This is a genomic window from Thermodesulfobacteriota bacterium, from assembly GCA_040755095.1.
In the GTDB taxonomy this organism is placed as follows: domain Bacteria; phylum Desulfobacterota; class Desulfobulbia; order Desulfobulbales; family JBFMBH01; genus JBFMBH01.
In genome coordinates, this window is the sequence record JBFMBH010000003.1 from 23,709 (window position 1) to 49,029 (window position 25,321).

Sequence of the window (25,321 nt, forward strand, 5' to 3'; positions counted from 1 at the left end):
CGCCTCCCCCTTTACGGCCGCTTAGCCGCCCCTTTGGGGCAGCTGACCCGTCCGAGGTCCCGCTGGTGGTCGAAATCCGCATCCCGGTCCGGGGTGTGGCAGCTCTGGCAGATGATGGCCGCCGGTCGCCGCTCTGGCCGGCTGCCGGCGGGGGCGGTGGCGTGCGCCCGGCCGGGGCCGTGGCAGGCCTCACAGCCCACCGGCTGCAGATCAGCGGCCAGGCTGAGGAGGGCCTGGTCATCCGGCCCGGCGGCATAGGTGACGTGGCACGGCAGGCAGTCCAGGTTGCGGTCCTGTCCTTTGGCCTTCAGGGTTTCGAAGGCCTGGGCGTGCCGGGTGGCACGCCAGAAGCTGGTCTGGGCCGGGTGGCAGTCTGCACAGCGTTTCCAGCCCGCGTGGTCCTCGGGCTGGGCCGCCAGAAGCTGCAGCAGGGCCTGCAGCTCGGCGGGGGTGCCCTCGCCGCCGGCAGCGGGCAGCTGGGCTGAAAGCAGCTGCGCCAGATCGACGCCGCCGGCGCCAAAGGGCGAGGCCGCCGCGCCCGGCCCGGCTGGGGGGCCGGCCGGCGGCGGCGCCGGTGCCGGGGCTGGCGGGGCCTGCGCCGCAGCGGCATTGGCCGCGGCCACCTTGACCTTGAGGTCTTCAACGATGGCCAAGACCTCCGGGTCGTCCGGTCCCTGCTTCTCCAGGGCGGTCACCCCGTGCTGCCAGGAGCCCTCGCCAGGCGCCGCCGGCCCCGGCGCCCCGGCTCGCCAGGCCTTGGCCTTGGCCGGCCAGCTCACCGTGAGCTGGCCCAGGTACTTGCCCCGGGGGGCGACCCGGGTCAGGAGGGCGCTGCCCAGGGGCTGCGGCGCCCCGGCCGCTGCCGGCTGGCCAGCCTGGACGATCAGCCGGATCTCGGGCACGGCCGCGGCCAACGCCTCCAGCTCGGTTGCCGCCAGGTCGGTGAGCAGGATCAGGAAGTCGTTCCGGCTGGCCAGCTCCTTGGCCAGGGGCGGCAGGACTTGCCGCCAGGGCCGGATCTCCACCCCCTCTCCCCCCACCAGGGCGCCGGTCACCGGTGCGGTCAGGCCGATCACCGCCACCCGGCAGCCCCCCACCTTCTTCTCCCGGCTGGCCGGGAACACCGGCTTGCCGCTGGCCCGGCGCACCAGGGAGGCGGACAGCCACGGCAGGGGGATCCGCTTGGCCAGGGCCTCCAGGAAATCGACCCCGGCGGCCAGGTCGTTTCTCGCCACGGCCACGGCATCGAAGGCCATGCGGCGGTAGGCCTCCGCAATCCCCTCCGCGGTGACCGTCTCCTGGGCCCGGCGGTTGGCGGCCACGGCCGGACCCTTGAACAGCAGCCCGCCGGCATCCACGGTCAGGGTCTCGATGCCGGCCTCGCGGCGCAGCCGGGCAAGCTGATACGCCTTTTTGGACAGACCGCCCAATTGTGCGGACTTTCAGCCGCAGGGCTCGGTCTCGCCGTTGACGTCGTTGGCGTAGAAGACCGCGAAGTCGGCTGCCAGGGTGTGGGCCGGCAGGCCGGCCACCAGGAGGAGCAGCGCGAACGAGCATGCAGGCCACGTCAAGAAAGAGGGTCTCATCGAGGTCGTCCTGCCAGGGGTTGAGGGTGGATCAGCTGCGCCGCTCCGGCCCCGGGCGGCCACCGGTCGACCGGCGTGCCAGAAGGGCCCGCCACTTGGTCAGGCGCTCCCGGATCACCGCCTCGTGGCCCCGGTTGGTGGGCTCGTACCAGTGCTCGGCGGGGAGGCCTTCCGGCAGGTGGGCCTGGGGCACCAGAGCGTCCGGGGCATCGTGGGCGTACTGGTACCCGGCGCCGTAGCCCAGGTCCGCCATGAGCCGGGTAGGGGCGTTGCGCAGATGTAAAGGTACCGGCAGACTGCCGGTCTTGTCGAGCACCGCTCGCACCCGGCCCAACGCCCGGTAGACGGCGTTGCTCTTGGGGGCGGTGGCGAGATACACGGCGCACTGGGCCAGGGCCAGCTCGCCTTCCGGGCTGCCCAGCATCTGGAAGGCCTCCCGGGCGGCCACTGCCAGCATCAGGGCCTGGGGCTCGGCGTTGCCCACGTCCTCGGAGGCGAAGCGGATGAGCCGGCGGGCGATGAACAAGGGATCCTCGCCTGCCGCCAGCATCCGGGCCAGCCAGTACAGGCCGGCATCCGGATCGGAGTCCCGCAAGGACTTGTGCAGGGCCGAGATGAGGTTGTAATGCTCCTCGCCGGCCCGGTCGTACCGGAAGCCCTTTCTCTGACTCGCCTCTTCCACCAGAGCCGGGGTGATGGTGCGGCCGCCGTCGGCATCCGGCTCGGCCAGGGCCACGGCCACCTCCAGGGTGTTGAGCAGCCGGCGGCCGTCACCGTCGGCCAACCGCAAAAGGTGCGCGCGGCCGTCCCCGGCAAAGCGCACCAGCTCCTGCCCAAGGCCATGCTCCCGGTCCTGGAGGGCTCGGGTGAGCAGCCGGTCGAGATCCGTTTCCGCCAGCGGGGAGAGGACCAGCACCCGGCTCCGGGAGAGCAGGGGGGCGATGACATGGAAGGACGGGTTCTCGGTGGTGGCGCCGATGAGGGTGAGGAGGCCACTCTCCACGTGGGGGAGGAAGGCGTCCTGCTGGGCCTTGTTGAAGCGGTGGATCTCATCCACGAAGAGGACGGTGCGTACCCCTTCTTGCTGGCGCTTTTCGGCTGCGGCCACGAGCTGCCGGATCTCTTTGACCCCGGCCAGGACCGCCGAGAAGGCGACAAAGGCGGCGTCCACGTGCTGGGCCAGAAGCAGGGCCAGGGTGGTCTTGCCGCAGCCGGGGGGGCCCCAGAGGAGGAGAGAAGGGAGCTGGCGGGAGGTGACGAGCCGGCCCAGGATGCGGTTCGGGCCCAGGAGATGCTCCTGGCCGACGAGATCGGCCAGGTCCCGCGGCCGCATGCGCTCGGCCAGGGACGCCGCGGGCAGGCCGGGCATGGGGCTAGCGTGCCACCATGGCCCGCATCATATCGGCGGAGTTCTCGGCATGGTTGGCGATCTTGCCGATGATGTCAACGGTGGTCAGCTGGTGGTGCAAAAGAATCGGCTCGGTAACCGTCTTGAAGACCAGGTGCTTGAGGCTCATTTCCATGGCATCGGCCTCATGCTCCACCGTGCGGATGGCGGAGATGATCTCCTTGACCCGTTTGCGCTCCACTTCGTCGCTGCTCCGGAAGAAGTCCCGGCCGGTCCGGATCATCTCGGGCAGCATCTGCACCGCCTCGATGCATTTCGCCAGCAGGGCATGCACACCTTTGGTCAGCTCCGGGGTGAAGCCCTTGTCCACCAGAGACAGCCAGTCCACCAGGGTCTGAGCGTCGTCAGCAATCCGGTCCTGCTCCTTGACGTAGGCAAAGAGCTCGAACTTGTCGATGGGCATGATGATGCCCTTGGGCAGGTGGCCGCGGACGTTGCGCTTGACCGCGTCCGCCTCGTGCTCCTTCTGGTTGACCTGGGCGGCCAGCTGGTTGAACCGGGGCATCTCGCCGGCGGTGTACTGCGCGAGGGCCTGGCCGGCCAGGCTTACGCACTGGAGCACAATGCGGGCATGCTTTTCCAGGGCCTCCAGGGGGGCACGGGTGACCACGGGCTCGGGCAGCTGCTCCAGCCGCTGGTGGCGGATCTGCTGGCCGGCCACCAGGTAGACCACGTCCTCGGCGATGTTGGTAGCCTGGTCGGCGATCCGCTCCAGGTTGAGGGCCACCACCGTGGCGTGGACCGCGGCGGTGATCACCTCCGGCTTGGCCTGCATGGCTTGCAGGAGCTGGGCCTGGATCGCCTCGCACAGGGCATCCGCATCCTCATCCAGCTGCCGCACGGATTTGGCCAGGGCGGTGTCCTGGCTGACAAAGCTGTTGATCGCCTTTTCCATCATGTTGCGGGCCGTGGCGGCAAAACGCTGGAAGGCCTCCAGCTCCAGGGGCTGGCGATGGCCTGCGGCAACGATGCGCCGGGTCCGTTTGCAGATGTTCACGGCCCGGTCACCGACCCGTTCCAGCTCGTGGGCGATAGACAGGGCCGAAGTGATGAAGCGCAGGTCGGCCCCCATGGGCTGCTGCAGGGCCAGGATCTTGATGGCCTGGTCCCGGATCTCGATCTCCAGCATGTCGACCTGATCGTCCTGGGCCCGTACCCGCTCAGCCAGTGTGTCGTCCAGCTTGGTGAAGGCGATCATCGCGGTCTGCAACGACTCCTCCACCAGGGACGACATCTTGAGAATACTGGTGTTGAGCTCGGTGATCCACTGTTGCGTGCGGGTAGCCATGGCAGTCCGAATGGTCGCAGAGACGCTGGGGGCGGAAAGAGTCGCGCAGCCCGCCGGCATGAGGCCGCGGGTACGCTCATTCAATACCGAATGGATGGAGGTTGGCAAGCAAATCTTGGCCGCCGTCTTCCCGGAAGGCGGCGGCCGATCGGAGCTTTCCCGCGGCGTTACGAAAGCTCCGGCAGCCTGGCCAGGGCCTCGCGGATCTTGTCTTCGGGATAGGCGTAGTCCACGAGCTTGCCGGCCAGATAATCCGCGTAGGCAGCCAGATCCAGGTAGCCGTGGCCGCTCAGGTTGAAGAGGATGACCCGCTCTTTGCCCTCCTCCCTGGCCTTGAGTGCCTCATCTACCGCGGCCCGGATGGCGTGCGAGCTTTCCGGAGCAGGGATGATCCCCTCTGCCTTGGCAAACAGCACCGCGGCCTCGAAACAGGCGGTCTGGCCGTAGGCCTTCGCTTCGATGAGCCCGTCGTGCACCAGCTGGCTCACCAGGGGCGAGTCACCGTGGTAGCGCAGGCCGCCGGCGTGGATGCCGGGAGGCATGAAGTCGTGGCCCAGGGTGTACATGCTCAGGAGCGGGGTTAGGCCGACCACGTCGCCAAAGTCATAGCGGAACTGCCCCCTGGTCAAGGTCGGGCAGGAGGCGGGCTCCACAGCCATCACCCGGACCAGCTTGCCGGCGATGCGGTCGGCGATGAAGGGAAAGGCAAGACCAGCCAAGTTGCTGCCGCCACCACAGCAGCCGATGACCACGTCCGGATAGTCCCCGGCAATGGCCAGCTGCTTTTTGGCCTCCAGGCCGATGATGGTCTGATGCATGCACACATGGTTGAGCACCGAGCCCAGGGCGTAGTTGGTGTCGTCGTGGGTGGCGGCATCCTCCACCGCCTCCGAGATGGCGATGCCCAGGCTGCCCGGGCTATCGGGGTCCTTGGCCAGGATCTGACGGCCAGCGTTGGTCTGATCCGAGGGGCTGGGATGGACGGTGCCGCCCCAGGTCTCCATGGCGATGCGGCGATACGGCTTCTGGTCGTAGCTGACCCGTACCATGTAGACGGTGACGGTCAGTCCGAACATCTGACCGGCCAAGGACATGGCGGAGCCCCATTGGCCGGCGCCTGTCTCGGTGGCGATGCGGCGGATCCCCGCCTGCTGGTTGTAGTAGGCCTGGGGAATGGAGGTGTTGGGCTTGTGGCTGCCGGCCGGGCTCACCCCCTCATACTTGTAGTAGATCCGGGCCGGGGTGCCCAGAGCGGCCTCCAGGCTGCGGGCGCGGTGCAAGGGCGATGGCCGCCACAGGGCGTACTTCTCCAGAACCGGCTCCGGGATGTCGATCCAGCGCTGGGAGGAGACCTCCTGCTCGATGAGGGCCATGGGGAAGATCGGGGTCAGATCCTGCGGGCCGCAGGGCTTTTGGGTGGCCGGATGCAGGGGGGGCTTGGGCAGGTTGGGCATGTCCGCCATGACGTTGTACCACTGTCTGGGGATCTCCTCCTCCGGTAACACGATCTTCATCCGGCTCATGGCATATCTCCTGCTCCGATAGGGTGTCTGGCCATAGGCGGCGTCGCCCGCGGTGTCAAGCCCAAGCACTTTACCAACCGCCTGTGGTCGCTGCAACGCGGAAAAAACGCGACCCGGGGCAGGAAGGGATCGACAGGCAGGGCCGGCCTCGGCCAGAATGGGCTGGCGGTCGGGGCGGTCGGCCCAGAAGACGTCCAATCCCGAATTTTGGAAGGAGGAGCGAGCATGCACGAGGCGACCCTGCGCAAGTGGCACCGGACGCTGGGCATTGGCCTGGCCATTTTTGTGATCGTGCAGGCAGGAAGCGGTGCCCTTCTGTCTGCCGAGCAGCTCTTGGGCGGGCATGGGGATCATGTCGAGCCGGCTGCCGGCGAGCTGCCGCAGGAGATGGAGGTGGAGGTCACGGAGGGGCTGCACTACGGCGGCGGCCCGGTTGGCGCCGCCTATCGCCTGCTCCTGGGCCTCGGTCTGACCGGCATGGCGGGCTCGGGCAGTGTCATCTATTGGCAAGCCCGGGGCAGGCTGCGTCGGGCCCGCCGTCCATAAACGACAAGGCCCCTTCCCGGCAGGGAAGGGGCCTTGTGTGAAGGACGCCCGAAGGATAGTCGGTCAGGAGATCTTGGTGACGTTGGCGGCCTGCGGCCCCTTGGCACCCTGGACAACCTCGAAGCGCACCTTCTCGCCCTCCGCCAGGCTCCGATAGCCGGTGCCCTGGATGGAGGAGAAGTGCACAAAGACGTCCGGCCCGTTCTCCTGCTCGATGAATCCATAACCCTTGGAATCGTTGAACCACTTCACCTTGCCTTCTGCCATACGAACCACCTATGCCTTGCTGGGATGTATCACTGGGCCCCAGGGCTGGAGCCCGCCTCGGGAAGGAAGCCCCCTTCCCCAAAAAAAATACCGCACAGAGCACTGAAATGGCCCGTGCGGTTCGTCTGACGTCATGGAGTCTTGGCTGAAGAAGAATTCGGCAAGCCGCACTGCTCCTTACTTCAGGCAGCTTAGCCGATAGCTTCCGAGAAAGCAATGGCAAAATTCCAACGGCATCCTGGTAGATGGAGGCTTGACACCCGTTTCCGGGTATGCTACCAGCTTGACGCGAACCCGTGGCAGTCATTCGCGGATGTCCCAGAGCCAAGCCCACCAGGAGGTGCTCATGGAAACCCTGGCCGCAATCGCTGGCCGCCGCAGCATCCGCCGGTACCAGGAGCGGCCGGTTCCGGAGGCGATGGTGGAGGCGCTCCTGGCCGCGGCCATGCAGGCGCCGTCGGCGGGCAACGCCCAGCCCTGGCATTTTGTGGTGATCACCGACCGGACGCTTCTTGGCCAGGTACGGCAGATCAACCCGTACGCCGCCATGGCCGGCCATGCTCCCCTGGCCATCCTGGTCTGTGCGGAGCTGGCTTGCGAGCGCTTCCCTGGCAACTGGGTTCTGGACTGTGCGGCGGCTGTGGAAAATCTGCTCCTGGCGGCCCAGGATCTGGGACTGGGGGCGGTCTGGACGGGCATCTATCCCGAGCGGGCACGTATGGACGGCTTCCGGCTGCTGTTCGGGCTGCCCGAGGGGGTGCTGCCCCACACCCTGGTGCCGGTGGGGTTCCCGGATCAGGCGCTGCCCGCCGAGCAGCGGTTTCGGCCGGAGCGGGTGCACCGGGACCGCTGGTGAACGTGCCGACAAAGGAGGGACTGACCATGAGGCGGTGGCAGAAACTGGTGCTCCAAGCAAGCCGGGGCCGGTGGCTCCGGCTGCTGGCCCTGGCGCTCTTTCTGGTCCCCTGGCCGGCGCAGGCGTCGGACCTGGCGGGCTGGGAGAAGGACAGCCCATACCAGCGCCTGTACAAGCCGGCAGAGGTGGACAAGATCAAGGTCACCGTCGTGCGGCGGCAGGAGGTGGTGCCGATACCGGGCATGGCACCAGGGCTTGCCCTGGTGGTCACGGAAGGAGGGGAAGCCACCTTCCTGGTGCACCTGGGGCCCAAGTCCTATCTCGACCGGCAGCCCCTGGCAGTGGCGCCGGGCGACACGGTCAAGATCCGTGGCGTCTGGGCGGAGATCGGCGGCCAGGAGGTCTTCATGGCGGCCAAGATCAAGAAGGACGACGGCTACCAGTACAAGCTGCGGCTGACCAGCGATGGCCGGCCTTTCTGGTCCCTCAGTCCGGAAGAGCGGGCCCGGGAGGCCGCAGCCGCCGACTGACCTGCCGGCCAAGCCGGCGCAAGACCCCAACTCCCTTTCCAAGGCCATCCCCATGCTGGTTCGTGACATCCTTGCCCGGACGAAGATCGCCTTCAGCTACGAGTTCTTCCCGCCCAAGACGGACGCCCAGAGTGAGCAGCTGTTCCACGCCATCGCACAGCTCATGCCCTTGCAGCCGTCCTACGTCAGCGTCACCTACGGGGCCGGCGGCTCCACCCGGGATCGCACCCATCAGCTGGTCGTCCGGCTGCAGACCGAGACCGACCTCACCGTGGTCTCGCATCTGACCTGTGTCGGCTCCACCCAGGACGAGATCGCCCAGATCCTGGAGCGGTATGCGGTCCACGGGATCGAGAACATTCTGGCCTTGCGGGGCGATCCGCCTCGGGGGCAGAGCGGCTGGACGCCCGCCGGCAACGGCTTTCCCCATGCCTGCGACCTGGTGCGCTTCATCAAGGAGCGTTTTCCCCAGATGGGGGTAGGGGTGGCCGGCTTCCCGGAAGGGCATCCGGAGACCCCCAACCGGCTGCAGGAAATCGAATTCCTGAAGGCCAAGGTGGACGCCGGCGCCGACTACATCGTCTCCCAGCTGTTCTTCGACAACCGGGATTTCTACGACTTCTGCGAGCGTTGTGAGCTGGCCGGCATCCGGGTGCCGGTTCTGGCCGGCATCATGCCCATCACCACCCGGCACGGCATGGTGCGCATTGCCGAGCTGGCGGCCGGCGCCCGCCTGCCAGCCCGGCTGCTCAAGTCGGTGGCCCGGGCCGAGAGCGACGAGTACGTGGAGAAGGTGGGCGTGCATTGGGCCACCGAGCAGGTCCGGGATCTCGTCTACCATGGGGTCCGGGGCATCCACTTCTACACCCTCAACGCCTCCCGGGGGACCCTCAAGATCTATGAGTCCCTGGGGGTCCGGGATTCGGCGCAGCTCCTGGCCTAGGGCAGGACCATGCCTCGTCCTCCTGTGGTGGAAAGGCTTGACACCCTCACCGCCGAATTGACCGATCTTTACGGCATCGAGGCCCTCCTGCAGTGGGATCAGGAGGTGGGGCTCCCTGCCCGGGCGGTGCATGATCGGGCCCAGCAGCTGGCCACGATGCGCACCGTCATCCACCGGCGGGAGACGGATCCGGAGCTGCGGCGGCTGGTGGAGGAGGCCCAGGGCCTGGATGATCTTCCGGACGCGGACCGGGGCCTGGTGCGGCTGGTGGGCCGCCTGGTCCGCCAGGCCAGCCTGCTGCCCGAGGACTTCGTGGCCGAGCTGGCCCGCACGACCTCGGCGGCCTTCGCCGTCTGGGTGGAGGCCCGGCAGCGGGCCGATTTTGCCCATTTTGCCCCCCACCTGGCGACAATCGTGGCGCTGTGCCGCCAGAAGGCCGAGCTCCTGGGCTTTCCGGAGCATCCCTACGACGCCCTCCTGGACCTCCACGAGGAAGGGTTGACCACCCGGGCGGTGACCGAGCTTTTCGCCGGCCTGGGCCCGCGCCTGGCCGCCATGCTGGCCCGTGCGGCCAACCAGCCCCGGACCAGGCTTGCCCTGTCGCCCCCCTTCACGGTGCCCCTGCAGGAGGCCTTTGCCGAGCGGCTTCTGGCCCGCATCGGCTTCGATTTCCAGCGGGGCCGGCAAGACCGCTCCGCCCATCCGTTTTCCACCACCATCGGCCACCACGACCGCCGGGTCACCAACCGTTACCGCCCCGACTCCATCGAGTTCGTGCTCAGCGCCCTCCATGAAGGGGGACATGCCCTCTACGAGCAGGGCATCAGCGATGCGCTGGCCCGCTCGCCCCTGGACCAGGGGGTCTCCCTGGGCATCCACGAGTCCCAGTCCCGGTTGTGGGAGAACATCATCGGTCGCAGCCGGCCATTCTGGGAGGGCCTGTTCCCGGACCTGGTCGCCTTCTTCGCCCCCCGCTTCGACGGTCTGGACCTGGAAACCTTCCTTGCCGCCATCAACGCCGTGGCGCCCGGCCCGATCCGGGTGGAGGCCGACGAGGTCAGCTACAATCTGCACATCCTGGTGCGGTTTGAGCTGGAAAAGGCGCTGGTGGAAGGGAGTCTGGCGGTGGCCGACCTGCCGGCGGTCTGGAACGAGCGCTACCGGCAGCTCCTGGGCGTGGCGGTGGACGATGACGCCCAGGGCGTTCTCCAGGACGTGCACTGGTCCCACGGCAGCTTCGGCTATTTCCCCACCTACACCCTGGGCAATCTCGCCGCGGCCCAGTTCTGGCAAGCCTACCAGGAGGTCGATCCCGACCCGAATGCCACCCTCAGGCAGGGGCAGCTGGGACGGATCCGGGAATGGCTGGCGGCGGCCATCCACCGCCACGGGGCGATCTATCCCCCGGATGAGCTCCTGCGGCGGGTCACCGGCCAGCCCCTCACCACCGGGCCGTTCCTGGGGTACCTGGCCGGCAAGTACCCGGATCTTGTGCCCTGAATTCCGGTCCGTTGCCTTCCTATGGATCTTCTGGCCGCCGAGTCCCGCTCCCTGCCGGCGATCTTCTCCCTGTCTTTCCTGGTGGCCCTGACCGGCGCCATGGCCCCAGGGCCGCTTCTGACCTACACCATCGTCCGCGCGATTGGCAGCCACCACGGCTATCTCATGGGGCTGTGGATCGTCCTTGGCCATGCCGCACTGGAGCTGGCCCTGATTGCCGGTCTTCTGTGGGGGCTCGCCCTGTTCCTGGCCCAGGCAGCGGTGGTGCGGGCCATTGGGGTGGCGGGCGGTTTCGTCCTGATCCTGTTTGGGGCTGGGCTGTTGCGGGATGTGGCGGCGGGCCGCATCGCCACCGATCTCGCGGCCGTGGAAGAGGGAGGCGCCACGGCAGGCCGTTGGGGCAGGGCCAACCCTGTTCTGGGCGGGGCGGTAATCTCCATGGCCAACCCGTACTGGTGGGTGTGGTGGGCCAGCATCGGCGCCGCCTTCATGAGCCAGTTCGGGGTCTCCTTTGACAGCTGGCCCACCCTCGCCGTCTTCTTCCTGGGGCACGAGGCCGGCGATCTCGCCTGGTACCTGGTGGTCTCGGCCGGGGCTTTCTGGGGCCGGCAGCGGCTGAGCCGGCGGGCCTACCACGCCGTCCTGGTCTGCTGCGGCCTGTTCATGATCGGCTTCGGGCTCTACCTCGGCGTGGTCCCATTCCTGGCCGGGCCGGTCACGGCGGCCGGCTGAGCACCTGGCGCTGGCCTTGTTCAGGCCGGCAGCCGGATGCGCTCTTCGGGATCACGATCCGGATTGGCTCGGTACAGAAGGATGGTGCGGCCCAGGACCTGGGCGACGCCGGCCGCACACCGCTGGGCCAGTTCGTCGGCCAGCGGCCGGCGGCCGGCGCTGCACCCCGCCTGCACCCTGATCTTGATCAGCTCGTGCGCGGTCAGGTTGGCCTCGATGGCGGCGAGCACCGCCGGGGTCAGGCCCTGGGTGCCGATCATCACCGCCGGCTGCAGATGGTGGCCCAGGGCCCGCAGATGGCGAGCCTGTCTGCCAGTCAAGGTTGTCATGGTCTTCCTCCTCCTTCGTAGGCTGCCGCCATGCCCCGCGAGATCACTCACTGGCTGATCGCCCAGGCGGCGGCCAACCGCCTGGCTGACACCCCTTTGGGCGAGGCCGCCGGTCGCTGTCCCGACCTCCTGGTCCTGGGCGCCCTGGCCCACGACGCCCTTCTCTTTCCCCACTGCCTGCCGGGTGGCCGGAGCTTCCGTTTCCTGGCCCACCGCCTGCACGGGCTGGCGGGAGAGGATACGTATCCCGTCCTCCGGGCGGCTGTTGCTGCTGCCGCCGTGGCCGGCCATGACCGGCCGGGACTGCTCGCCTTCCTCGCTGGCCTTGCCTCCCATGTAGCGGCCGACGCCGTCTTCCATCCGCTGGTCTTCTATCTGACCGGGGACTACCATGCCCCGGATCGGCGGCTGCGGGCTCTGGCTGCCCAGCGGCACCATCGCCTGGAGGGCCTGCTGGATCTCGTTCTCATCGGCGGCCCAGCCCAGGCCAGGCATTACCGGCTCCTGGCCTGCTGGCAGCGCCAGCGCCGCCGGCTGGGCGACCTCCTTGCCACCATCCTCCGGCACCTGGACCCGCAGCTGCCGCCCGAGCCGGCTGCGGCCGCCATGGTGGCCGGTCTGGGCTGCTTTGGCCTGGTGCACGCCGTGTGCGTCCGCCCCTTGCCGGCCCGGCTCCTGCACGGGCTCTGCCCGCGGGCGCCCCTGCCCCTGCGGGACGGGCTGTCCCTGGCCTACGCCCCCCAGCTGTGGGCCGGACGGGGGCTTTGGCAGGGGTCGCTCTCCTTCTGCCACCCGGTGACCGGCGAGCCCGGGCAGGTCGAGACCCGGGAGCTGGTGGCCGAGGCGGTCCGGCGCAGTGAGCTTCTGGGGCGCCGTCTTGCCCAAGCCATGACGGGCGGCGCCAGCGACCCGCTGCCGGAGCAGGGCCCGTCCCTGGAGACGGGGCTGGCCGGCGTGCCCCGGCAGGCCATGCGCTTCTTCGGCGGCCGCCGCCTGCCGGCGCTGGGCTAGCTCGGCGGCGCCCCCCCCAACAACGGGGCGGCACGGCATGCATACCGGATCTGCGGGCAGCAGTGCAAAGGGAAAATCCGGCCGGCGCGGACCAGGGCGCAGCGTGCACCGGCGTTTAGACCAAAATACGGAATGCGCTTATGGAAAAATGAACGTGCAACAAGTATAGTGACGGCCAACCCATAGCAGCGCCGTCCCGTGACCGCAGGGGCAGTTGGCGTGGCGGCAGGGAAATCGACCTAAACGGCCCGTTCATCAAAGCTGGTCCACAAAATTGACGTCAACCGGGGAGGATAACATGAAGAGATCGACCTATCGTCGCAGTCTGGCCCGGCCCCTGGTCGGCGTCCTGGTGCTCGGTGGCGTGCTGGCGGTGGCGGGCTCGACCGGGGCCCAGGTGACTGGCCGGTGCTCCAACTGCCACACCATGCACAACAGCCAGGACGCCAGTCCCATGACCCTGAACGAGAGCGCGACCCCCAACCCCATGCTCACCCGGGGCGACTGCATGGGCTGCCACGCCTCGGGCACCAACCAGAAGATGTGGAACATCGATGGGGTCACCTTCATCCCCCAGGTCTTTCATACCGATGCCAGCGGTGACTTGGCCGGCGGCAACTTCGCCTACATCAACGATACCAAGGCCGGGGGCATCGGCGACGGGGATAATCGGGGCCACAATGTCATCGACATCTTCGGGCCGGGCTCGGATGACAACCTGAGCGTGGTGCCCGGTGGCATCCTGCAGTACTACCATGACCAGAACGTCACCGACCTGACCCTGACCTGCGCCGGGGAGAACGGCTGCCACGGCGAGCGGGTATGGAACTCCGGCGTCACCGGCCTGGCGGCCCTGAAGGGCGCCCACCACGGCAACACCGACGGCGCCTGCAATCCCCCCCTGGACAACCCCACCGTCGGCGACAGCTACCGCTTCCTGCTGGGGGTCAAGGGCTACGAGAACCAGACCAGCGGCCAGAAGTGGCAGAACGTCAGCGCCTCCAGCCACAACGAGTATTTCGGCCAGGCGGTCCCCAACGTCATGCATTGCTCCGGCGGCACCGGCAGCTGCCACTTTCCTGGCGGCCCCATCCGGCCCCGCAACCAGACGATCAGCGGCTTCTGCGGCACCTGCCACGGCAACTTCCACACCCTGAAGCCGCCCACCAGCGACGGCAGCGAGAGCAGTGACGGCCAGTCCATGGGCATCGGTCCTGCCGTCACCTCGCCCTTCCGCCGCCATCCCACCGATATCGTGATCAACCGCCTGGGGGCGGGCAGCGAGTATTCCCAGTACACCACGTACAACGTCAACGCGCCGGTCGGCCGGACCACCGTTCTTTCCGCCCCGAGCGCCGTCGTCACCCCGGCCTCGGACACGGTCACCTGCCTGTCCTGCCACATGGTCCACGCCAGCCCCTATCCGGACATGCTGCGCTGGAACTACGATGCGCTGCAGGCCCACAGCGGCAGCAACACCAACGGCTGCTTCATCTGCCACACCACCAAGGACGACGTGTAGGCCTCTTCATTGCCCCGCTTGCGGGGCGTGGGGCTTGAAGCTCAAGGCCGGTTCCGCCACCGCGGCGGAACCGGTTTTTTTTCGTGGGGCCGGTTGCCTCCGGAGGCCCTGCCGCCAGCTCTTGACAGGCCGGAAGCGCCCGGGCTATGGGAAGGGCAGCGCCCAGAAGCGGTTCGCCGAGGAGGCCGGCCTTGGCGATCTGCAATACCTGTCGGATCACGCCTCCGGGGCGTGGGCCAGGGCGGTTGGGCTTTTGAGCGGGGATCTGGGTCTCCTGGCCCGGGCAGTGGTCGTGGTGGATCGGCAAGGGAAGGTCCGTTATCTGCAGGTCGTGCCCGAGATGACGCATCTGCCGGACATGGAAGGCGCCTTTCAAAAGGCCCGGGCGTTGAGCCTCGAGCCCTGAGCCGGCGGCTCTTTCCTGGACAGGCCCGGGCCGGGACATGGCTTAGGCGAAAATGCGCCCTTGTCCCATGGAGTCCCGGGCAGCGGAATGCTAATCTGACTGCAGAGCTTCATATCTGCCTCAGCCAAGGGAAACCGACCAAGGAGGATTCCATGCTCGCCGCCCTGCTCGAAAGCCCTGCCTTCTATTTCGGCCTGTATATCCTGTCCACAGCCGGCTTGACCCTGTTCTGGCGCAACCTGGCCAAAGGCCGCGCGCCCCGTTCCATCCGCTGATCCTCCGCTTTCCCCTGCCTCGGGCATCGCGGCTCCCCTCGTGCCGCGGTGCCCTTCTTCTCCGGTCTCCCTGTTGTCCTCGGTTCTCCTGGTTTCAGAGTGATTGTGCTCTGTGTCGAGCCGTCCTGACCGGCGGTGCCTAGGGCGTTTAGTGCCTACTATCCGATATTTCAGCAAAAAATGAACGCGGCGCCAATAGTGTTTCCGGCAGCGAAGGCTTATAGTGACAGCATGGATCATCGAGGTGGCTGGCCCGCTGCCAGGCCAGCCGGTAAGAAGACAGCGAAAATCCAACGTGAGGAAGAGGCCATGGAGCTGACGATCTGGATGGTTTGTTTGCGGGATATCGGTATCTATGGGATTCTGGTGGCTGGCTTGACCGGTCTGTGGGCATGTTATGGCCGCAGGCGGATCCAGGCGGCCTGCTGACCCAGCTTTCTGCCCTCCCCGGCCCCCTCGTGGTCAGGCTCGCCTGCCACGAGGGGGCTTTTTGTTGTGAGCCATCCGAACGGTTGACGTCCCTGACTGATCCGGCCGATAATCGGGCCAGGACCGGCTGTGCTCGGGGCGGGGGAGGGCCCCCGATCCCGGCGGGGGGCACTGGTGCCGGTTCGGCACTGCCCCGCCTCGGGGTGCGCGGGGCGACAACCCTGGCTAACAAGGGAGGTAGAGGTGATGGCTACAACCAGCGAGGGGGCTTGTTCGTTACTGGGGTCTGGAGGAATGGTGGTGGCAACCGACGGCTCGGCATGCAGCCAGGCGGCCGTCAACGAGGCGCTCAGTTTGGCGGCAGGCTGCAAGGGCCGGCTGACCGTGCTGTCCGTGGTGGAGATCAATGCCGAGTCCGCGGCCCTGGCGCCTCAGTGGATGGCGAAGATGGAGGCCGAGGCCGAGCAGCATCTGAGTGCGGTGAAGGCCCAGGCGGCGGGGGCAGGGGTGGAGTGCGAAACGGTGCTCGTCCGCAGCGACGAGCCTTACCGGGCCATCGTGGACGAAGCCAGCCAGCGCAAGGCGGATCTCGTCATCATGGGCAGCCATGGCCGCTCCGGCCTCAGCCGGCTGCTCATGGGCAGCGTCACGGCCCGGGTGGTGGGCCACGCGCCCTGCAAGGTTCTTATCGTTCCCCATGCCGGCGCCTGACCCGGTCACCGCTCATCCTCGTGGGGCGGCTCGCCCGGAGCTGGTGGTCAGAGTCGAGACCGCTGCTCCAGACGGGCCGCCCGTCCGTCCGTCCCCGATCCTCGTAGCTGCCGAGTCCGCTTGGCTGTGCTGCCGGCTCCCGCGGGTGCCGGGGGGCAGCCCGTGGGCCGGCGCCCTGATCGCCGCTTGACCCTCCATGCCGGGCCGCGCGTCCTATCCGGTGGCCATCGCCACCAGGAACCTGCTGCACGACCGGGTGCGCCTGGCCATCACTTTGGTGGGCATCGCCTTCTCGGTGGTCCTCATCCTCATCCAGGTAGGGGTCTACCTGGGCATGATGGCCAACACCGCCAGCATCATCGAGCATGCGGACGGCGATATCTGGATCACCGCCCGCAACAACCGCAACTTCGATTTTTCGCTCCCCTTTCCCGAGTACCGGGAGAACAAGGCCAAGGCGGTCCAGGGCGTAGCCTGGGTCAAGAAGCTCATCCTGGTCTGGTCTCTCATGAAGCTCAAGGAGGGGGGGAGCGAGAACGTGGAGGTGGTGGGCTTCGACCCGGACTCCGGCCTCGGCGGCCCCTGGGAGATGGTGGCGGGCGAGATCCGGGAGGTGAAGTACCACCGGGGGGTGATCGTCGACGAGTCCAGCTTCTCCAAGCTCGGCGAGATGCGTATCGGCGACGACCGGGAGATCCTGGGCCTCCGAGTGCGGGTGGTGGGCATCTGCCGGGGGGCGAAGCGGATCACCACGGCGCCCATTCTCTTCGCTTCCTACAAGACCGCCCAGCAGCTCAACCCCCGGGCCGAGGAGCGGACCGTCTTCCTGGTGGTGGGGGTGGCCCCAGGCGAGGACACCGCAGCCGTCCGGGATCGGCTCCGCCGGGTGATGAGCCTGGAGGACGTTTACACCGCCGGCGAGTTCTCCTGGCTGACCATGAAGTACTGGACCCTCAACACCGGCATGGGGGTGGGCTTCGGCTTCACCATCCTCATGGGGATCATCGTTGGCACCGTCATCGTCAGCCAGACCATCTACAGCGCCACCATCGAGCACCTGCGGGAGTTCGGCACCCTGAAGGCCCTGGGGGCAGCCAACCGGACCGTCTACGGGATCATCGTCCGCCAGGCCTTGTTGAGTGGGCTCTTGGGCTTCGGGATCGGCGTGGCCATCAATGCCCTCGTTGCCACCCTTTACCAGCGGACGGGCCTGTTGATCGTCCAGCCCTGGCAGCTCTTTGTCACGGATTTCGCCCTTACCCTGGCCATCTGCGTCACAGCTTCCCTGATCTCGGTGCGCCGGGCCATGCAGGTGGACCCCATGGAGGTCTTCCGGGCATGAGCCAGGTGGCCCTGGCCATCGACGCCGTGAGCAAGGTGTACAACAGCGGCGTCGCCCGGGTGCTGGCGGTGGAGGCCGCCAGCGCCGCCTTTGCCACCGGCTCCATCACCGCGATCATGGGGCCGTCGGGCAGCGGCAAGACGACGCTCCTGTCCATCCTTGGTCTCATCCTGCGCCCCAGCTCCGGCCGGGTGCAGCTCTTGGGTCAGGATGTCACCGGTTTGGACGAAGGCCAGCTGCCAGCCTTGCGCCGGACCCACATCGGGTTCATCTTCCAATCCTTCAACCTGTTCTCGGCCCTCAGCGCCCTGGACAATGTCCTGGTCGCCCTGCAGATCAAGGGCGTCGGCCGCCGGCAGGCCGTGGCCCGGGCCCAGGAGGCCCTGGCCAGGGTGGGGCTGGCGTCCCGGGTGGGCTTTCTGCCCCGGGATCTGTCCGGGGGAGAGAAGCAGCGGGTGTCCATCGCCCGGGCCATCGCCGCTGATGCGCCGATCATTCTCGCCGACGAGCCCACCGCCAATCTCGATTCCCGGACCGGCATGACCATCGTCGATCTGCTCTCCGATCTGGCCCGGGAGCAGGCCAAGACCGTGGTGGTGGTCACCCACGACCTGCGCCTGCAGGAGCACGTGGATCGCGTCCTTTTCATGGAAGACGGCCTGCTCAAGGAGGGAGCCCATGGTTGAGCGCCGCTGGTGTCTTCTTGTGGCCACCGTGGCAACCTTCTTCGGCGCTTGCGGCCAGTCGCCCCAGGAGCAGCCGAACCCGGCCGAGCGGCCGCTCATCACCGCGGTCTATGCTTACGGCATTGTCGAGGCCCGCCGCCACTCCACCCTGTCGGCCAAGTTTCCGGGCAAGCTGGAGCGCATCCTGGTGGCAGAAGGGGAGCCGGTGGCGGAGGGCCAGGTGCTGGCGGTGTTCGAGGCCCGGGAGCTCCAGGCCGCCGCCGCCTCCGCCGAGGCGGCCGTGAAGGTGGTCGAGGCCCAGCTGGCTGAGGCCCGGGCTGGCGCCCGAGCCCAGGAGCTGATCCTGGCCCGGGAGCGCCTGCGGGAAACGGAGGCTGTGCTGGCCAAGGCGGAGCTGGACTGGACCCGGGCGCAAGGGTTGCATCACCGGGAGGCTATGGCTGACGAGGCCTGGGAGACGGCTCGCCTCGGCCGGCAGCGGGCCGAGGCCGGCCGCAATGCCGCCCGGGCCGCCCTGGCCCTGCTGGAGGAGGGGACCAGACCGGAAGCCCTGGCGGTGCTCGAGCGGCAGCTGGCGGCAGCCCAGGCCCGGTTGCAGGAGGCCCGCACCGCCCTGGGCAACGCCCGCCTGACGGCGCCGTTTGCCGGCATCGTCACCCGCAAGCACCGGGAGGAAGGGGAGGCCATGGACATCGGTCTGCCGGTCCTGGATGTAGCCACTGTGGGCGACCGCTACATCCGGGCCGAGGTGGACGAGACCGACATCGGCCGGCTGCGGCTGGAACAGCCGGTGCACGTGAGCGCCGACGGCTTCCCCGGCCTGGAGCTGGCCGGCACGGTGCGAAAGATCCAGTCCCAGATGGGCGCCAAGCGCCTCATCCCCACCGATCCGGCCAAGATCGTCGACTACAAGGTCCTGGAGGTGGAGATCTCCCTCCCCGCCGACTGCCCCTATCCCCTCAAGCTGCCGGTCAACGTCCGCATCAGCCTGGAGCCGCCGCCCAGGTAAGAGGGTATCAGGGGCCCGCAGGGCACCTTGCCGGGACGCGAAGTGCTGGGCAGGAGGGGAGCGTGATTTTCCGATCGCCGGATTTCCCTCTGGACGGCAAAGATTCCTCCTGTCGGGTCCGCGCCAGCTCGGCACGAGCACAGTGGTCCTCCAGGCCCTTGTGCCACGGCCAAGGCGGGAAACGGTGGGGACCGCAGCCGGTGGAGCGGGCGGGGCTACCGTTGGCGGGAATTCCTTTGACGTGCTTTCTCTCTGGCCATTATAGTGGTCATGAAAATGCCTCAGTCGCTTCGAGGCGCTGCTGTGGGAGAAACCGTCAGCGAGGTGTGGCCATGCAGACCATTCAGGAATTCGTTCCCGTGACCCAGGCCAAGACAAGGCTGTTGGACATGATCAGGGCGATTCGTGACTCCGACGACGCCATTGCCATCACCAGGAATGGGGTGCCAGCCGCGGTCTTGATCAGCATGGACAAGTTCGAGGGGCTCCTGGAAACCATCGAGATCCTGGCCGACGACCAGGCACGGGAAGAATTGCGGCGATCCCGCGAGGACGCTCGACAGGGGCGCCTCGTGGATATGGAGGATGTCCTCTGATGCCCTATCGCGTCCGCCTTACGGAAACGGTCCGGGCAGCGGTCGCGCATTTTCATCCGGAGTTGAAGGAACTTACCAGGAGGGCACTGGCGGAGCTGGCCGAAAATCCTCTTCTCGGTAAGGAGCTGCAAGAGGAACTGGCAGGCTACTTTTCCTACCGGTTCAAAAGGTACCGGGTGATTTACACCGTGGATGACGGGGACGGAACCGTTGTCGTCCATCTGGTCTGGCATCGCCGAAACGTCTACGAACTCTTGGAGCGTATCGCCCGCCCCGAGGGGCGGACATGAGGGCGCCCTGCGGCAAAGGGGGGTACGGCGTGCGGGGCGCCGGTGTTCCATGGTCAGCCGGGACAGGGATCCTCACCGTGTGCTCCCGTGACCCGGAGAACACATGCTTGCCGTCGGTCGCGAAGCCGATGCTCGCAACCGGGGGCAGATCCCCTGCTCAATCATTTTGCTCCTTGCGCTATACAAAATGACATGTCGCGCTGTTGTGCGATGTATATCGCAAGACAGCTTGAGCAAGAAGTCCGGGCATCGCTGGCGAGCGGGAAGGTGACTCTCGTCCTGGGGGCACGCCAGGTTGGGAAGACCACCCTGGTCGAGGAGACCTTGCGGGGCGAGAACGTCAAGTTTCTCAACTTCGACGTGGAGATCGACAAGGCCCGTTTTCTGGCCGCGGCATCCCTGGCACCGGCCGAGGCGCCCCCCGGAACCGGTGGCCGGACGGCGTGTCGTCCACGGCGGCCCCGAAGGAAGGCCAGCGCCAGCAGCCGGGCCGGCGGCAGGCCTGGCTGCAAATCTCGCCCCGCCGCCCCGGTGAAATGGTGTTGTAGCCCCTGGGCAAATCGGCTATGAATAGGCCTCCCGACCCTTCCCCCAGTCCCATCTCGCCACCAGGAGGCAGCCATGAGCACGGCGCACCCGTCCCCGGAACTCGTCCAAGAGGCCGTCAACACCATCCGCTTCCTGGCCGTGGATGCGGTGGAGAAGGCCAAGTCCGGCCATCCTGGCATGCCCATGGGCGCGGCCGCCATGGCCTATACCCTGTGGCACCGCTTCCTGCGTCACAACCCGGCGGATCCCGCCTGGCCGAACCGGGACCGCTTCGTGCTCTCGGCCGGGCATGGCTCCATGCTTCTCTATAGCCTCCTGCATCTCACCGGCTACGACCTGTCCCGGGAGGACTTGGCCGCCTTCCGGCAATGGGGCAGCAAGACCCCGGGACATCCTGAGCACGGCCATACCCCCGGCGTCGAGACCACCACCGGCCCCCTGGGCCAGGGCCTGGCCACGGCCGTGGGCATGGCCATGGGCCGCCAGTATCTGAACCGCCTTTTTGCCACGGCCGGCGGGCCGCTCTTCGACTACCGGATCTTCGGTATTGTGGGGGACGGGGATCTCATGGAGGGGGTGGCCTCCGAGGCCGCCTCCCTGGCCGGTCACCTGGGCCTGGATGCCCTGTGCTTCCTGTATGACGACAACCGGATCACCATCGAGGGCGGCACCGATCTGGCCTTCAGCGAGGATGTGCGGGCCCGTTTCCTCGCTTACGGCTGGCAGGTGGAGACGGTGGCGGACGGCAACGATGTGGAGGAGGTGGCCGCGGCCCTGACCAGGGTGCTGGCCAGCCCGGGCAAGCCATCCCTGGTCATGGTGCGCACCCATATCGGCTTTGGCTCGCCAGCCAGGATGGATTCCCCTGACGCCCATGGCGCGCCCCTGGGGCCGGAAGAGAGCCGCCGCACCAAGGAGGCCCTGGGCTGGCCCCTGGAGCCGACCTTTCTGGTGCCAGCGGCGGTGGCTGCCCACCTGGGGCAGGCCCGGGAGAATGGCCAGCGCTGGCAGGCCCAGTGGCAGGAGCGGCTTGCCGCCGTGCTGGCCGCCGATGCCGAGGCCGCCGCCCTCTGGCAGCGGCTTATGGCCGGTGAGCTGCCGGCTGGCTGGGAGGCCAGGCTGCCGGATTTCGCCGGCGTCGCCAAGCTGGCCACCCGCCAGGCCTCCGGCCAGGTGATCAATGCCCTGGCCCCGGTGCTGCCGGAGCTTCTGGGCGGCTCCGCCGATCTGGCCCCGTCCAACAACACCGCTATCAAGGGGGGGGGGGATTTCACCCGCACCGCGGCCGGCCGGGTGCTGCGCTTCGGCGTCCGGGAGCATGCCATGGCCGCCTGCCTCAACGGCCTGGCCCTGTCCGGCCTGCTCATTCCCTTTGGCGGCACCTTTTTGGTTTTTTCGGACTACATGAAGCCGGCTATGCGCCTGTCGGCCCTGATGGGGCAGCGGGTGATCTACATCCTTACCCATGATTCCATCGGTCTGGGGGAGGATGGCCCGACCCACCAGCCCATCGGCCAGCTGGCCGCGCTGCGCGCTATGCCCAATCTGGTGGTGATCCGGCCGGCGGATGCCCGGGAGACGGCGGCGGCCTGGCGGGTAGCCCTCGGCCGGCGGCAGGGGCCCACGGCCCTCATCCTCTCCCGGCAGGCCTTGCCGGTGCTGGACGGGACCAGCTATCCGGCCGCCGGGGCCGTGGAGCGGGGCGCATACATCCTGGCCGAGGCTGGAAGCGGCAGCCCGGCTCTTATCCTCCTGGCCACCGGCAGCGAGGTGGCTCTGGCCCTGGAAGCGCGCAGCGTCCTGGAAGGGGAGGGGGTCCCCACCCGGGTGGTCTCCATGCCCTCCTGGGAGCTTTTTGATGCCCAGCCGCCGGACTACCGGCAGGCGGTGCTGCCGCCCGCGGTGCGCAGCCGGCTGGCGGTGGAAGCGGCATCGACCCTGGGCTGGGAGCGCTACGTCGGCCTGGACGGCGCGGTCCTGGGCATGACCACCTTCGGGGCCTCGGCGCCCGGGCCGGTGCTCCTGGAGCGGTTCGGGCTTACGGTGGCCGGGGTGGTGGCCCGGGCGAAATCCGTTCTCCAGGGCTAGCCCCGGCGCCGCGGCCCGTTGCCAGCGGCCACGGCATGTGAAGAGGCCCGGCCAGCTGGGGTTCAAAATGGGAAAAAAATTCAAACGGATAGCTCACAAGAGCTGCCTTGACACCGGTCGGGGAAAGCTGCTAGCGTAGGAAAAATGACGACCAAGAGGCCATCGAGGACGGATCCCAGCCAACGCGCCACCTCGGATCGTCGATGCCCAGACCCGCATCTTCCCCGGCCGCCGCCTCTGCTGGCCAGCGCCGGATTGTTTTTGCCAATCGCAAGGGAGGCAGCGGCAAGACCGCAACCGCGGTCAACGTGGCTGCTGGCCTGTCCCGGCTGGGCCACCGGGTGCTCCTGGTGGATTGCGATCCCCAGGCCCACGCCAGCCTGTCCCTGGGCTGGTCTCCCTTCGGCCGCCATCCCACCCTCTACGATCTTCTGACCGATCCGGACCTGCCCCTGGCGCAGGTGCTGAAGCCCTCGGCCGAGGCGCCCCAGCATCTGGTCATCCTGCCCGCCTCCAGCCAGCTGGCCGGGCTGGAGGTGGAAGGCGGCTCGGCGCCGGAGTGGCGCTCCCGCCTCGCCACGCTGCTCATGGCCAGCCGCGAGACCGCCGCTTTCGACTATCTCCTGCTGGACGTGCCGCCTACGGTGGGGCTGTTCACGATCATGGCCATGCTGGTGGCCCGGGAGGCGGTGATTCCGGTCCAGGCCCATTTTCTGGCCCTGGAGGGCCTGGCGGAGATGGTGCGCTTCGTCTACCAGATCAACGCCAGCGTCAATCCGGACCTCGTCATCTCCGGTATCCTACCTACCTTCTATGTGGGCAGCACCCGGCTGGCCCGCAAGGTGGTAGCCGAGCTGAAGGCCAACTTCGGCTCCGGACTGGTGATGCCCGCCATCCACCAGAACGTGCAGCTGGCCGAGGCACCCAGCTTCGGCCAGTCCATCTTCCGCTATGCCCCCCGCTCGGCCGGTGCCCGGGACTACCAGGCGGCGGTGAGCTGGCTGGCGACCGGGCCGGGCCGGAGGCCGGCATGAAGGGCGCCGGCGGCCAGCAACCCCGGGGGGGAGAGCGCCGGGGGGATGCCCTGGGCGTCAGCCTCGCGGAGCTGTTGCGGCAGAAGCATGCCGGCCCGTTGCCCGGGCAGGAGGAGCCGGCCGCTCGCTTTCTGGCCGCCGGGATCGAATCGCTGCGTGTCGCTGATCCCTTTGCCGCCTTGAAGCCCCTGTTTGCGGCCCTGGCCCTGGATCCCGGCCTGGCCAAGGCGGCCAACAACCTGGCCGTGGCCTTCTGGCAGCTGGGCTGTCCGGATCTGGCCCGGACCTGCGCCCGGGAGGCCCTGCGTATCGATCCCGACAACCGGCGGGCCAAGGCGCATCTGGCCTTTCTGACTGCAGAGGATGCGGCCGATGACTGAGCAGGAGGCGACCCCGATCATCGGCATCGATCTGGGCACCACCAACAGCCTGGTGGCGGTGCCCAGCCGCCAGGGGCCGGTGATCGTCGCCAATGAGCGGGGTGAGCGCATGACGCCGTCGGTGGTGGCGGTGCACCCCGGTCAGGTCCTGGTGGGGGAGCTGGCTCGCTCCCAGGCGGTACTCAACCACGCGGTCACCGTCACCCTGGCCAAGCGCGCCATGGGCAGCCGGCAGATCTGGCGGCTCCAGGATGAGGACTGGACGCCGGAGCGGGTCTCGGCCGCCATTCTGACCTCCCTGCGCCGCACCGCCGAGGACTATCTCGGCGTACCGGTGCGCGAGGCGGTGATCACCGTGCCGGCCTATTTCAACGACCGGCAGCGGCAGGCCACCTTGCAAGCCGGCGAGGCGGCAGGCCTTACGGTGGTGAAGCTCATGAACGAGCCCACCGCCGCGGCCCTGATGTATGGCCTGGAGCACGGTGCGGATGACCGGCTTCTGGTCTTCGACCTGGGCGGTGGCACCCTGGACATCACCCTGATCGAGATCCGGGAACACGCCTTCGTCGTCCGCCAGGTGGGCGGGGCCACCGACCTGGGGGGCAGCGACTTCGACGCCCTGCTGGTGGAGGAGCTGCGCGAGGTCTTCCGGCAGGAGCATGGCCTCGATCTGGCTGCCGATCCGGTGGCTCGCCAGCAACTGGTCCTGCAGGCGGAGCGGGCGAAGCGGGATCTGTCCTCCGCGCTGGAGGCCCGGGTGATGATCCCCTACGTGACCATCACTCCCGCGGGCCCGCTGCACCTCGATCTGCCCCTGACCCGGGCCCGGGCCGAGCTGCTGTTCACCCCGCTGCTGGACCGGATACGCGCCATCCTCGCCGAAACCCTGGCTGCCGCCGGGGTGGCCGCCGGCTGGGTCAACACCGTGATCATGGTGGGCGGGGCCAGCCGGATGCCCTGCGTGCGCCGGCTGCTGACCGAGCTCCTGCCGCCTGCGGTGACGGTGCGCCAGGACCTCAATCCCGAGGAGATCGTCGCCCTGGGGGCCGGACTTCTGGCCGGGGTGCTGGCTGGCACCTACCCGGAGATCCCTTTCCGGGACGTCACCGCCCATGATCTGGGCATCGAGGACGATGCCGGCGAGCTGGTGACCCTGATCCCCCGAGGCACCGCCTACCCGGTGGAGCGGCTGCGGGTCTTCACCACCACCCGCGACCACGAGACCGCGGTCACCATCCATGTCCTGGAGCGGGGCGAGCCCGGTGCCGAGCCGGTCACCCTGGCCTGGTTCGGCCTGGAGAGCCTGCCGCCCGCCCAGGCCGGCACCCTGGACATCGGTGTCACCTTTGCGATCGACGGGCACGGCATCCTGCGGGTGCGGGCCGTGGAGGAGACAAGCGGCGTCCGGGCCGAGATCCAGGTCAGCCGCTACGGAGCAGGACGAGCGTACGAGGAGCGCGAGATGATGCAGGAGGCGTGAAGGCC

At 68.2% G+C, this 25,321-nt stretch carries 27 protein-coding genes; 20 read left to right on the forward strand and 7 right to left on the reverse strand.

What is annotated here, in order from left to right:
* Nucleotides 1–11: 11 nt before the first annotated feature.
* From AB1634_01165 to AB1634_01185, 5 genes are all read right to left on the reverse strand, one after another.
* On the reverse strand, nt 12–1,430 hold the full coding sequence (locus AB1634_01165; protein MEW6218130.1) for a multiheme c-type cytochrome: 1,419 nt from the start codon (nt 1,428–1,430) through the stop codon (nt 12–14).
* A gap of 12 nt (nt 1,431–1,442) precedes the next feature.
* On the reverse strand, nt 1,443–1,571 hold the full coding sequence (locus AB1634_01170; GenBank protein MEW6218131.1) for a hypothetical protein: 129 nt from the start codon (nt 1,569–1,571) through the stop codon (nt 1,443–1,445).
* Between the two features lie 46 nt (nt 1,572–1,617).
* Nucleotides 1,618–2,955, reverse strand: coding sequence for a replication-associated recombination protein A (locus AB1634_01175; GenBank protein ID MEW6218132.1), 1,338 nt, complete (start codon nt 2,953–2,955; stop codon nt 1,618–1,620).
* Nucleotides 2,956–2,959: 4 nt separating this feature from the next.
* Nucleotides 2,960–4,282, reverse strand: coding sequence for a phosphate signaling complex protein PhoU (gene phoU, locus AB1634_01180; protein ID MEW6218133.1), 1,323 nt, complete (start codon nt 4,280–4,282; stop codon nt 2,960–2,962).
* Nucleotides 4,283–4,449: 167 nt separating this feature from the next.
* Complete coding sequence (locus tag AB1634_01185; GenBank protein ID MEW6218134.1) at nt 4,450–5,805, reverse strand: TrpB-like pyridoxal phosphate-dependent enzyme; 1,356 nt, start codon at nt 5,803–5,805, stop codon at nt 4,450–4,452.
* 225 nt (nt 5,806–6,030) lie between these two features.
* Between AB1634_01185 and AB1634_01190 the strand changes: the two genes are divergently transcribed.
* Entirely contained in the window at nt 6,031–6,351 is a 321-nt protein-coding gene (locus AB1634_01190) for a hypothetical protein (protein ID MEW6218135.1), read from the forward strand.
* Between the two features lie 63 nt (nt 6,352–6,414).
* Here AB1634_01190 and AB1634_01195 read toward each other — a convergent pair whose 3' ends face one another.
* A complete protein-coding gene (locus AB1634_01195; GenBank protein MEW6218136.1) occupies nt 6,415–6,618 on the reverse strand; it encodes a cold-shock protein in 204 nt (67 codons plus the stop codon).
* A gap of 346 nt (nt 6,619–6,964) precedes the next feature.
* Here AB1634_01195 and AB1634_01200 point away from each other — a divergent pair, with 346 nt between their 5' ends.
* Genes AB1634_01200 through AB1634_01220 form a run of 5 tightly spaced genes read left to right on the forward strand, consistent with a single transcriptional unit; the run spans nt 6,965 to nt 11,179 of the window.
* Nucleotides 6,965–7,474 (forward strand): nitroreductase family protein, encoded by a 510-nt coding sequence (locus AB1634_01200; protein MEW6218137.1) that lies wholly within the window; start codon nt 6,965–6,967, stop codon nt 7,472–7,474.
* Between the two features lie 26 nt (nt 7,475–7,500).
* A complete protein-coding gene (locus tag AB1634_01205; protein ID MEW6218138.1) occupies nt 7,501–8,004 on the forward strand; it encodes a hypothetical protein in 504 nt (167 codons plus the stop codon).
* 52 nt (nt 8,005–8,056) lie between these two features.
* On the forward strand, nt 8,057–8,947 hold the full coding sequence (metF, locus tag AB1634_01210) for a methylenetetrahydrofolate reductase [NAD(P)H] (protein ID MEW6218139.1): 891 nt from the start codon (nt 8,057–8,059) through the stop codon (nt 8,945–8,947).
* A 9-nt stretch (nt 8,948–8,956) separates the two neighbouring features.
* Nucleotides 8,957–10,447 (forward strand): carboxypeptidase M32, encoded by a 1,491-nt coding sequence (locus tag AB1634_01215; GenBank protein ID MEW6218140.1) that lies wholly within the window; start codon nt 8,957–8,959, stop codon nt 10,445–10,447.
* Nucleotides 10,448–10,468: 21 nt separating this feature from the next.
* On the forward strand, nt 10,469–11,179 hold the full coding sequence (locus tag AB1634_01220) for a LysE family transporter (GenBank protein ID MEW6218141.1): 711 nt from the start codon (nt 10,469–10,471) through the stop codon (nt 11,177–11,179).
* A 20-nt stretch (nt 11,180–11,199) separates the two neighbouring features.
* On the opposite strand, the gene yhbY is transcribed toward AB1634_01220, so the two are convergent.
* Entirely contained in the window at nt 11,200–11,508 is a 309-nt protein-coding gene (gene yhbY / locus AB1634_01225) for a ribosome assembly RNA-binding protein YhbY (GenBank protein ID MEW6218142.1), read from the reverse strand.
* A gap of 30 nt (nt 11,509–11,538) precedes the next feature.
* On the opposite strand from yhbY, the gene AB1634_01230 reads away from it, so the two are divergent.
* From AB1634_01230 to AB1634_01295, 14 genes are all read left to right on the forward strand, one after another.
* The gene (locus tag AB1634_01230) at nt 11,539–12,519 is read left to right on the forward strand and encodes a zinc dependent phospholipase C family protein (GenBank protein ID MEW6218143.1); all 981 of its coding nucleotides are present in this window, start codon (nt 11,539–11,541) and stop codon (nt 12,517–12,519) included.
* 298 nt (nt 12,520–12,817) lie between these two features.
* Entirely contained in the window at nt 12,818–14,041 is a 1,224-nt protein-coding gene (locus AB1634_01235; GenBank protein ID MEW6218144.1) for a cytochrome c3 family protein, read from the forward strand.
* Between the two features lie 121 nt (nt 14,042–14,162).
* Complete coding sequence (locus AB1634_01240; protein MEW6218145.1) at nt 14,163–14,447, forward strand: redoxin family protein; 285 nt, start codon at nt 14,163–14,165, stop codon at nt 14,445–14,447.
* Between the two features lie 152 nt (nt 14,448–14,599).
* Nucleotides 14,600–14,722, forward strand: a complete 123-nt coding sequence (locus tag AB1634_01245; GenBank protein MEW6218146.1) for a hypothetical protein — start codon at nt 14,600–14,602, stop codon at nt 14,720–14,722.
* A 723-nt stretch (nt 14,723–15,445) separates the two neighbouring features.
* A complete protein-coding gene (locus AB1634_01250; protein MEW6218147.1) occupies nt 15,446–15,862 on the forward strand; it encodes a universal stress protein in 417 nt (138 codons plus the stop codon).
* 196 nt (nt 15,863–16,058) lie between these two features.
* Nucleotides 16,059–17,204 carry an ABC transporter permease gene (locus AB1634_01255; protein ID MEW6218148.1) on the forward strand — a complete coding sequence of 382 codons (1,146 nt, stop codon included), beginning with the start codon at nt 16,059–16,061 and terminating at the stop codon, nt 17,202–17,204.
* Nucleotides 17,201–17,890 (forward strand): ABC transporter ATP-binding protein, encoded by a 690-nt coding sequence (locus AB1634_01260; GenBank protein MEW6218149.1) that lies wholly within the window; start codon nt 17,201–17,203, stop codon nt 17,888–17,890. The genes AB1634_01255 and AB1634_01260 overlap by 4 nt, the downstream gene beginning before the upstream one ends.
* The gene (locus AB1634_01265) at nt 17,883–18,899 is read left to right on the forward strand and encodes an efflux RND transporter periplasmic adaptor subunit (protein ID MEW6218150.1); all 1,017 of its coding nucleotides are present in this window, start codon (nt 17,883–17,885) and stop codon (nt 18,897–18,899) included. The genes AB1634_01260 and AB1634_01265 overlap by 8 nt, the downstream gene beginning before the upstream one ends.
* 332 nt (nt 18,900–19,231) lie before the next feature.
* A complete protein-coding gene (locus tag AB1634_01270) occupies nt 19,232–19,495 on the forward strand; it encodes a type II toxin-antitoxin system Phd/YefM family antitoxin (protein MEW6218151.1) in 264 nt (87 codons plus the stop codon).
* Nucleotides 19,495–19,785, forward strand: a complete 291-nt coding sequence (locus AB1634_01275) for a type II toxin-antitoxin system RelE/ParE family toxin (protein ID MEW6218152.1) — start codon at nt 19,495–19,497, stop codon at nt 19,783–19,785. The genes AB1634_01270 and AB1634_01275 overlap by 1 nt, the downstream gene beginning before the upstream one ends.
* A gap of 621 nt (nt 19,786–20,406) precedes the next feature.
* Nucleotides 20,407–22,422 (forward strand): transketolase, encoded by a 2,016-nt coding sequence (tkt, locus tag AB1634_01280; GenBank protein MEW6218153.1) that lies wholly within the window; start codon nt 20,407–20,409, stop codon nt 22,420–22,422.
* 203 nt (nt 22,423–22,625) lie between these two features.
* A complete protein-coding gene (locus AB1634_01285; protein ID MEW6218154.1) occupies nt 22,626–23,456 on the forward strand; it encodes a ParA family protein in 831 nt (276 codons plus the stop codon).
* On the forward strand, nt 23,453–23,836 hold the full coding sequence (locus AB1634_01290; protein MEW6218155.1) for a hypothetical protein: 384 nt from the start codon (nt 23,453–23,455) through the stop codon (nt 23,834–23,836). The genes AB1634_01285 and AB1634_01290 overlap by 4 nt, the downstream gene beginning before the upstream one ends.
* Nucleotides 23,829–25,316, forward strand: a complete 1,488-nt coding sequence (locus tag AB1634_01295) for an Hsp70 family protein (protein MEW6218156.1) — start codon at nt 23,829–23,831, stop codon at nt 25,314–25,316. Before AB1634_01290 ends, AB1634_01295 begins: the two co-directional genes overlap by 8 nt.
* The last annotated feature ends 5 nt before the right edge of the window (nt 25,317–25,321 follow it).

What these genes read in the sequence shown, in the direction of transcription:
- AB1634_01215 (MEW6218140.1), top strand. Translation starts at nt 8,957, where the DNA reads ATGCCTCGTCCTCCTGTGGTGGAAAGGCTTGACACCCTCACCGCCGAA.
- AB1634_01250 (MEW6218147.1), top strand. Translation starts at nt 15,446, where the DNA reads ATGGTGGTGGCAACCGACGGCTCGGCATGCAGCCAGGCGGCCGTCAAC.
- AB1634_01255 (MEW6218148.1), top strand. Translation starts at nt 16,059, where the DNA reads ATGCCGGGCCGCGCGTCCTATCCGGTGGCCATCGCCACCAGGAACCTG.
- AB1634_01190 (MEW6218135.1), top strand. Translation starts at nt 6,031, where the DNA reads ATGCACGAGGCGACCCTGCGCAAGTGGCACCGGACGCTGGGCATTGGC.
- AB1634_01295 (MEW6218156.1), top strand. Translation starts at nt 23,829, where the DNA reads ATGACTGAGCAGGAGGCGACCCCGATCATCGGCATCGATCTGGGCACC.
- tkt (MEW6218153.1), top strand. Translation starts at nt 20,407, where the DNA reads ATGAGCACGGCGCACCCGTCCCCGGAACTCGTCCAAGAGGCCGTCAAC.
- yhbY (MEW6218142.1), bottom strand. Translation starts at nt 11,508, where the DNA reads ATGACAACCTTGACTGGCAGACAGGCTCGCCATCTGCGGGCCCTGGGC.
- AB1634_01220 (MEW6218141.1), top strand. Translation starts at nt 10,469, where the DNA reads ATGGATCTTCTGGCCGCCGAGTCCCGCTCCCTGCCGGCGATCTTCTCC.
- AB1634_01245 (MEW6218146.1), top strand. Translation starts at nt 14,600, where the DNA reads ATGCTCGCCGCCCTGCTCGAAAGCCCTGCCTTCTATTTCGGCCTGTAT.
- AB1634_01185 (MEW6218134.1), bottom strand. Translation starts at nt 5,805, where the DNA reads ATGAGCCGGATGAAGATCGTGTTACCGGAGGAGGAGATCCCCAGACAG.
- AB1634_01265 (MEW6218150.1), top strand. Translation starts at nt 17,883, where the DNA reads ATGGTTGAGCGCCGCTGGTGTCTTCTTGTGGCCACCGTGGCAACCTTC.
- phoU (MEW6218133.1), bottom strand. Translation starts at nt 4,282, where the DNA reads ATGGCTACCCGCACGCAACAGTGGATCACCGAGCTCAACACCAGTATT.
- metF (MEW6218139.1), top strand. Translation starts at nt 8,057, where the DNA reads ATGCTGGTTCGTGACATCCTTGCCCGGACGAAGATCGCCTTCAGCTAC.
- AB1634_01195 (MEW6218136.1), bottom strand. Translation starts at nt 6,618, where the DNA reads ATGGCAGAAGGCAAGGTGAAGTGGTTCAACGATTCCAAGGGTTATGGA.
- AB1634_01270 (MEW6218151.1), top strand. Translation starts at nt 19,232, where the DNA reads ATGCAGACCATTCAGGAATTCGTTCCCGTGACCCAGGCCAAGACAAGG.
- AB1634_01205 (MEW6218138.1), top strand. Translation starts at nt 7,501, where the DNA reads ATGAGGCGGTGGCAGAAACTGGTGCTCCAAGCAAGCCGGGGCCGGTGG.
- AB1634_01275 (MEW6218152.1), top strand. Translation starts at nt 19,495, where the DNA reads ATGCCCTATCGCGTCCGCCTTACGGAAACGGTCCGGGCAGCGGTCGCG.
- AB1634_01200 (MEW6218137.1), top strand. Translation starts at nt 6,965, where the DNA reads ATGGAAACCCTGGCCGCAATCGCTGGCCGCCGCAGCATCCGCCGGTAC.
- AB1634_01235 (MEW6218144.1), top strand. Translation starts at nt 12,818, where the DNA reads ATGAAGAGATCGACCTATCGTCGCAGTCTGGCCCGGCCCCTGGTCGGC.
- AB1634_01260 (MEW6218149.1), top strand. Translation starts at nt 17,201, where the DNA reads ATGAGCCAGGTGGCCCTGGCCATCGACGCCGTGAGCAAGGTGTACAAC.
- AB1634_01285 (MEW6218154.1), top strand. Translation starts at nt 22,626, where the DNA reads ATGCCCAGACCCGCATCTTCCCCGGCCGCCGCCTCTGCTGGCCAGCGC.
- AB1634_01175 (MEW6218132.1), bottom strand. Translation starts at nt 2,955, where the DNA reads ATGCCCGGCCTGCCCGCGGCGTCCCTGGCCGAGCGCATGCGGCCGCGG.
- AB1634_01230 (MEW6218143.1), top strand. Translation starts at nt 11,539, where the DNA reads ATGCCCCGCGAGATCACTCACTGGCTGATCGCCCAGGCGGCGGCCAAC.
- AB1634_01290 (MEW6218155.1), top strand. Translation starts at nt 23,453, where the DNA reads ATGAAGGGCGCCGGCGGCCAGCAACCCCGGGGGGGAGAGCGCCGGGGG.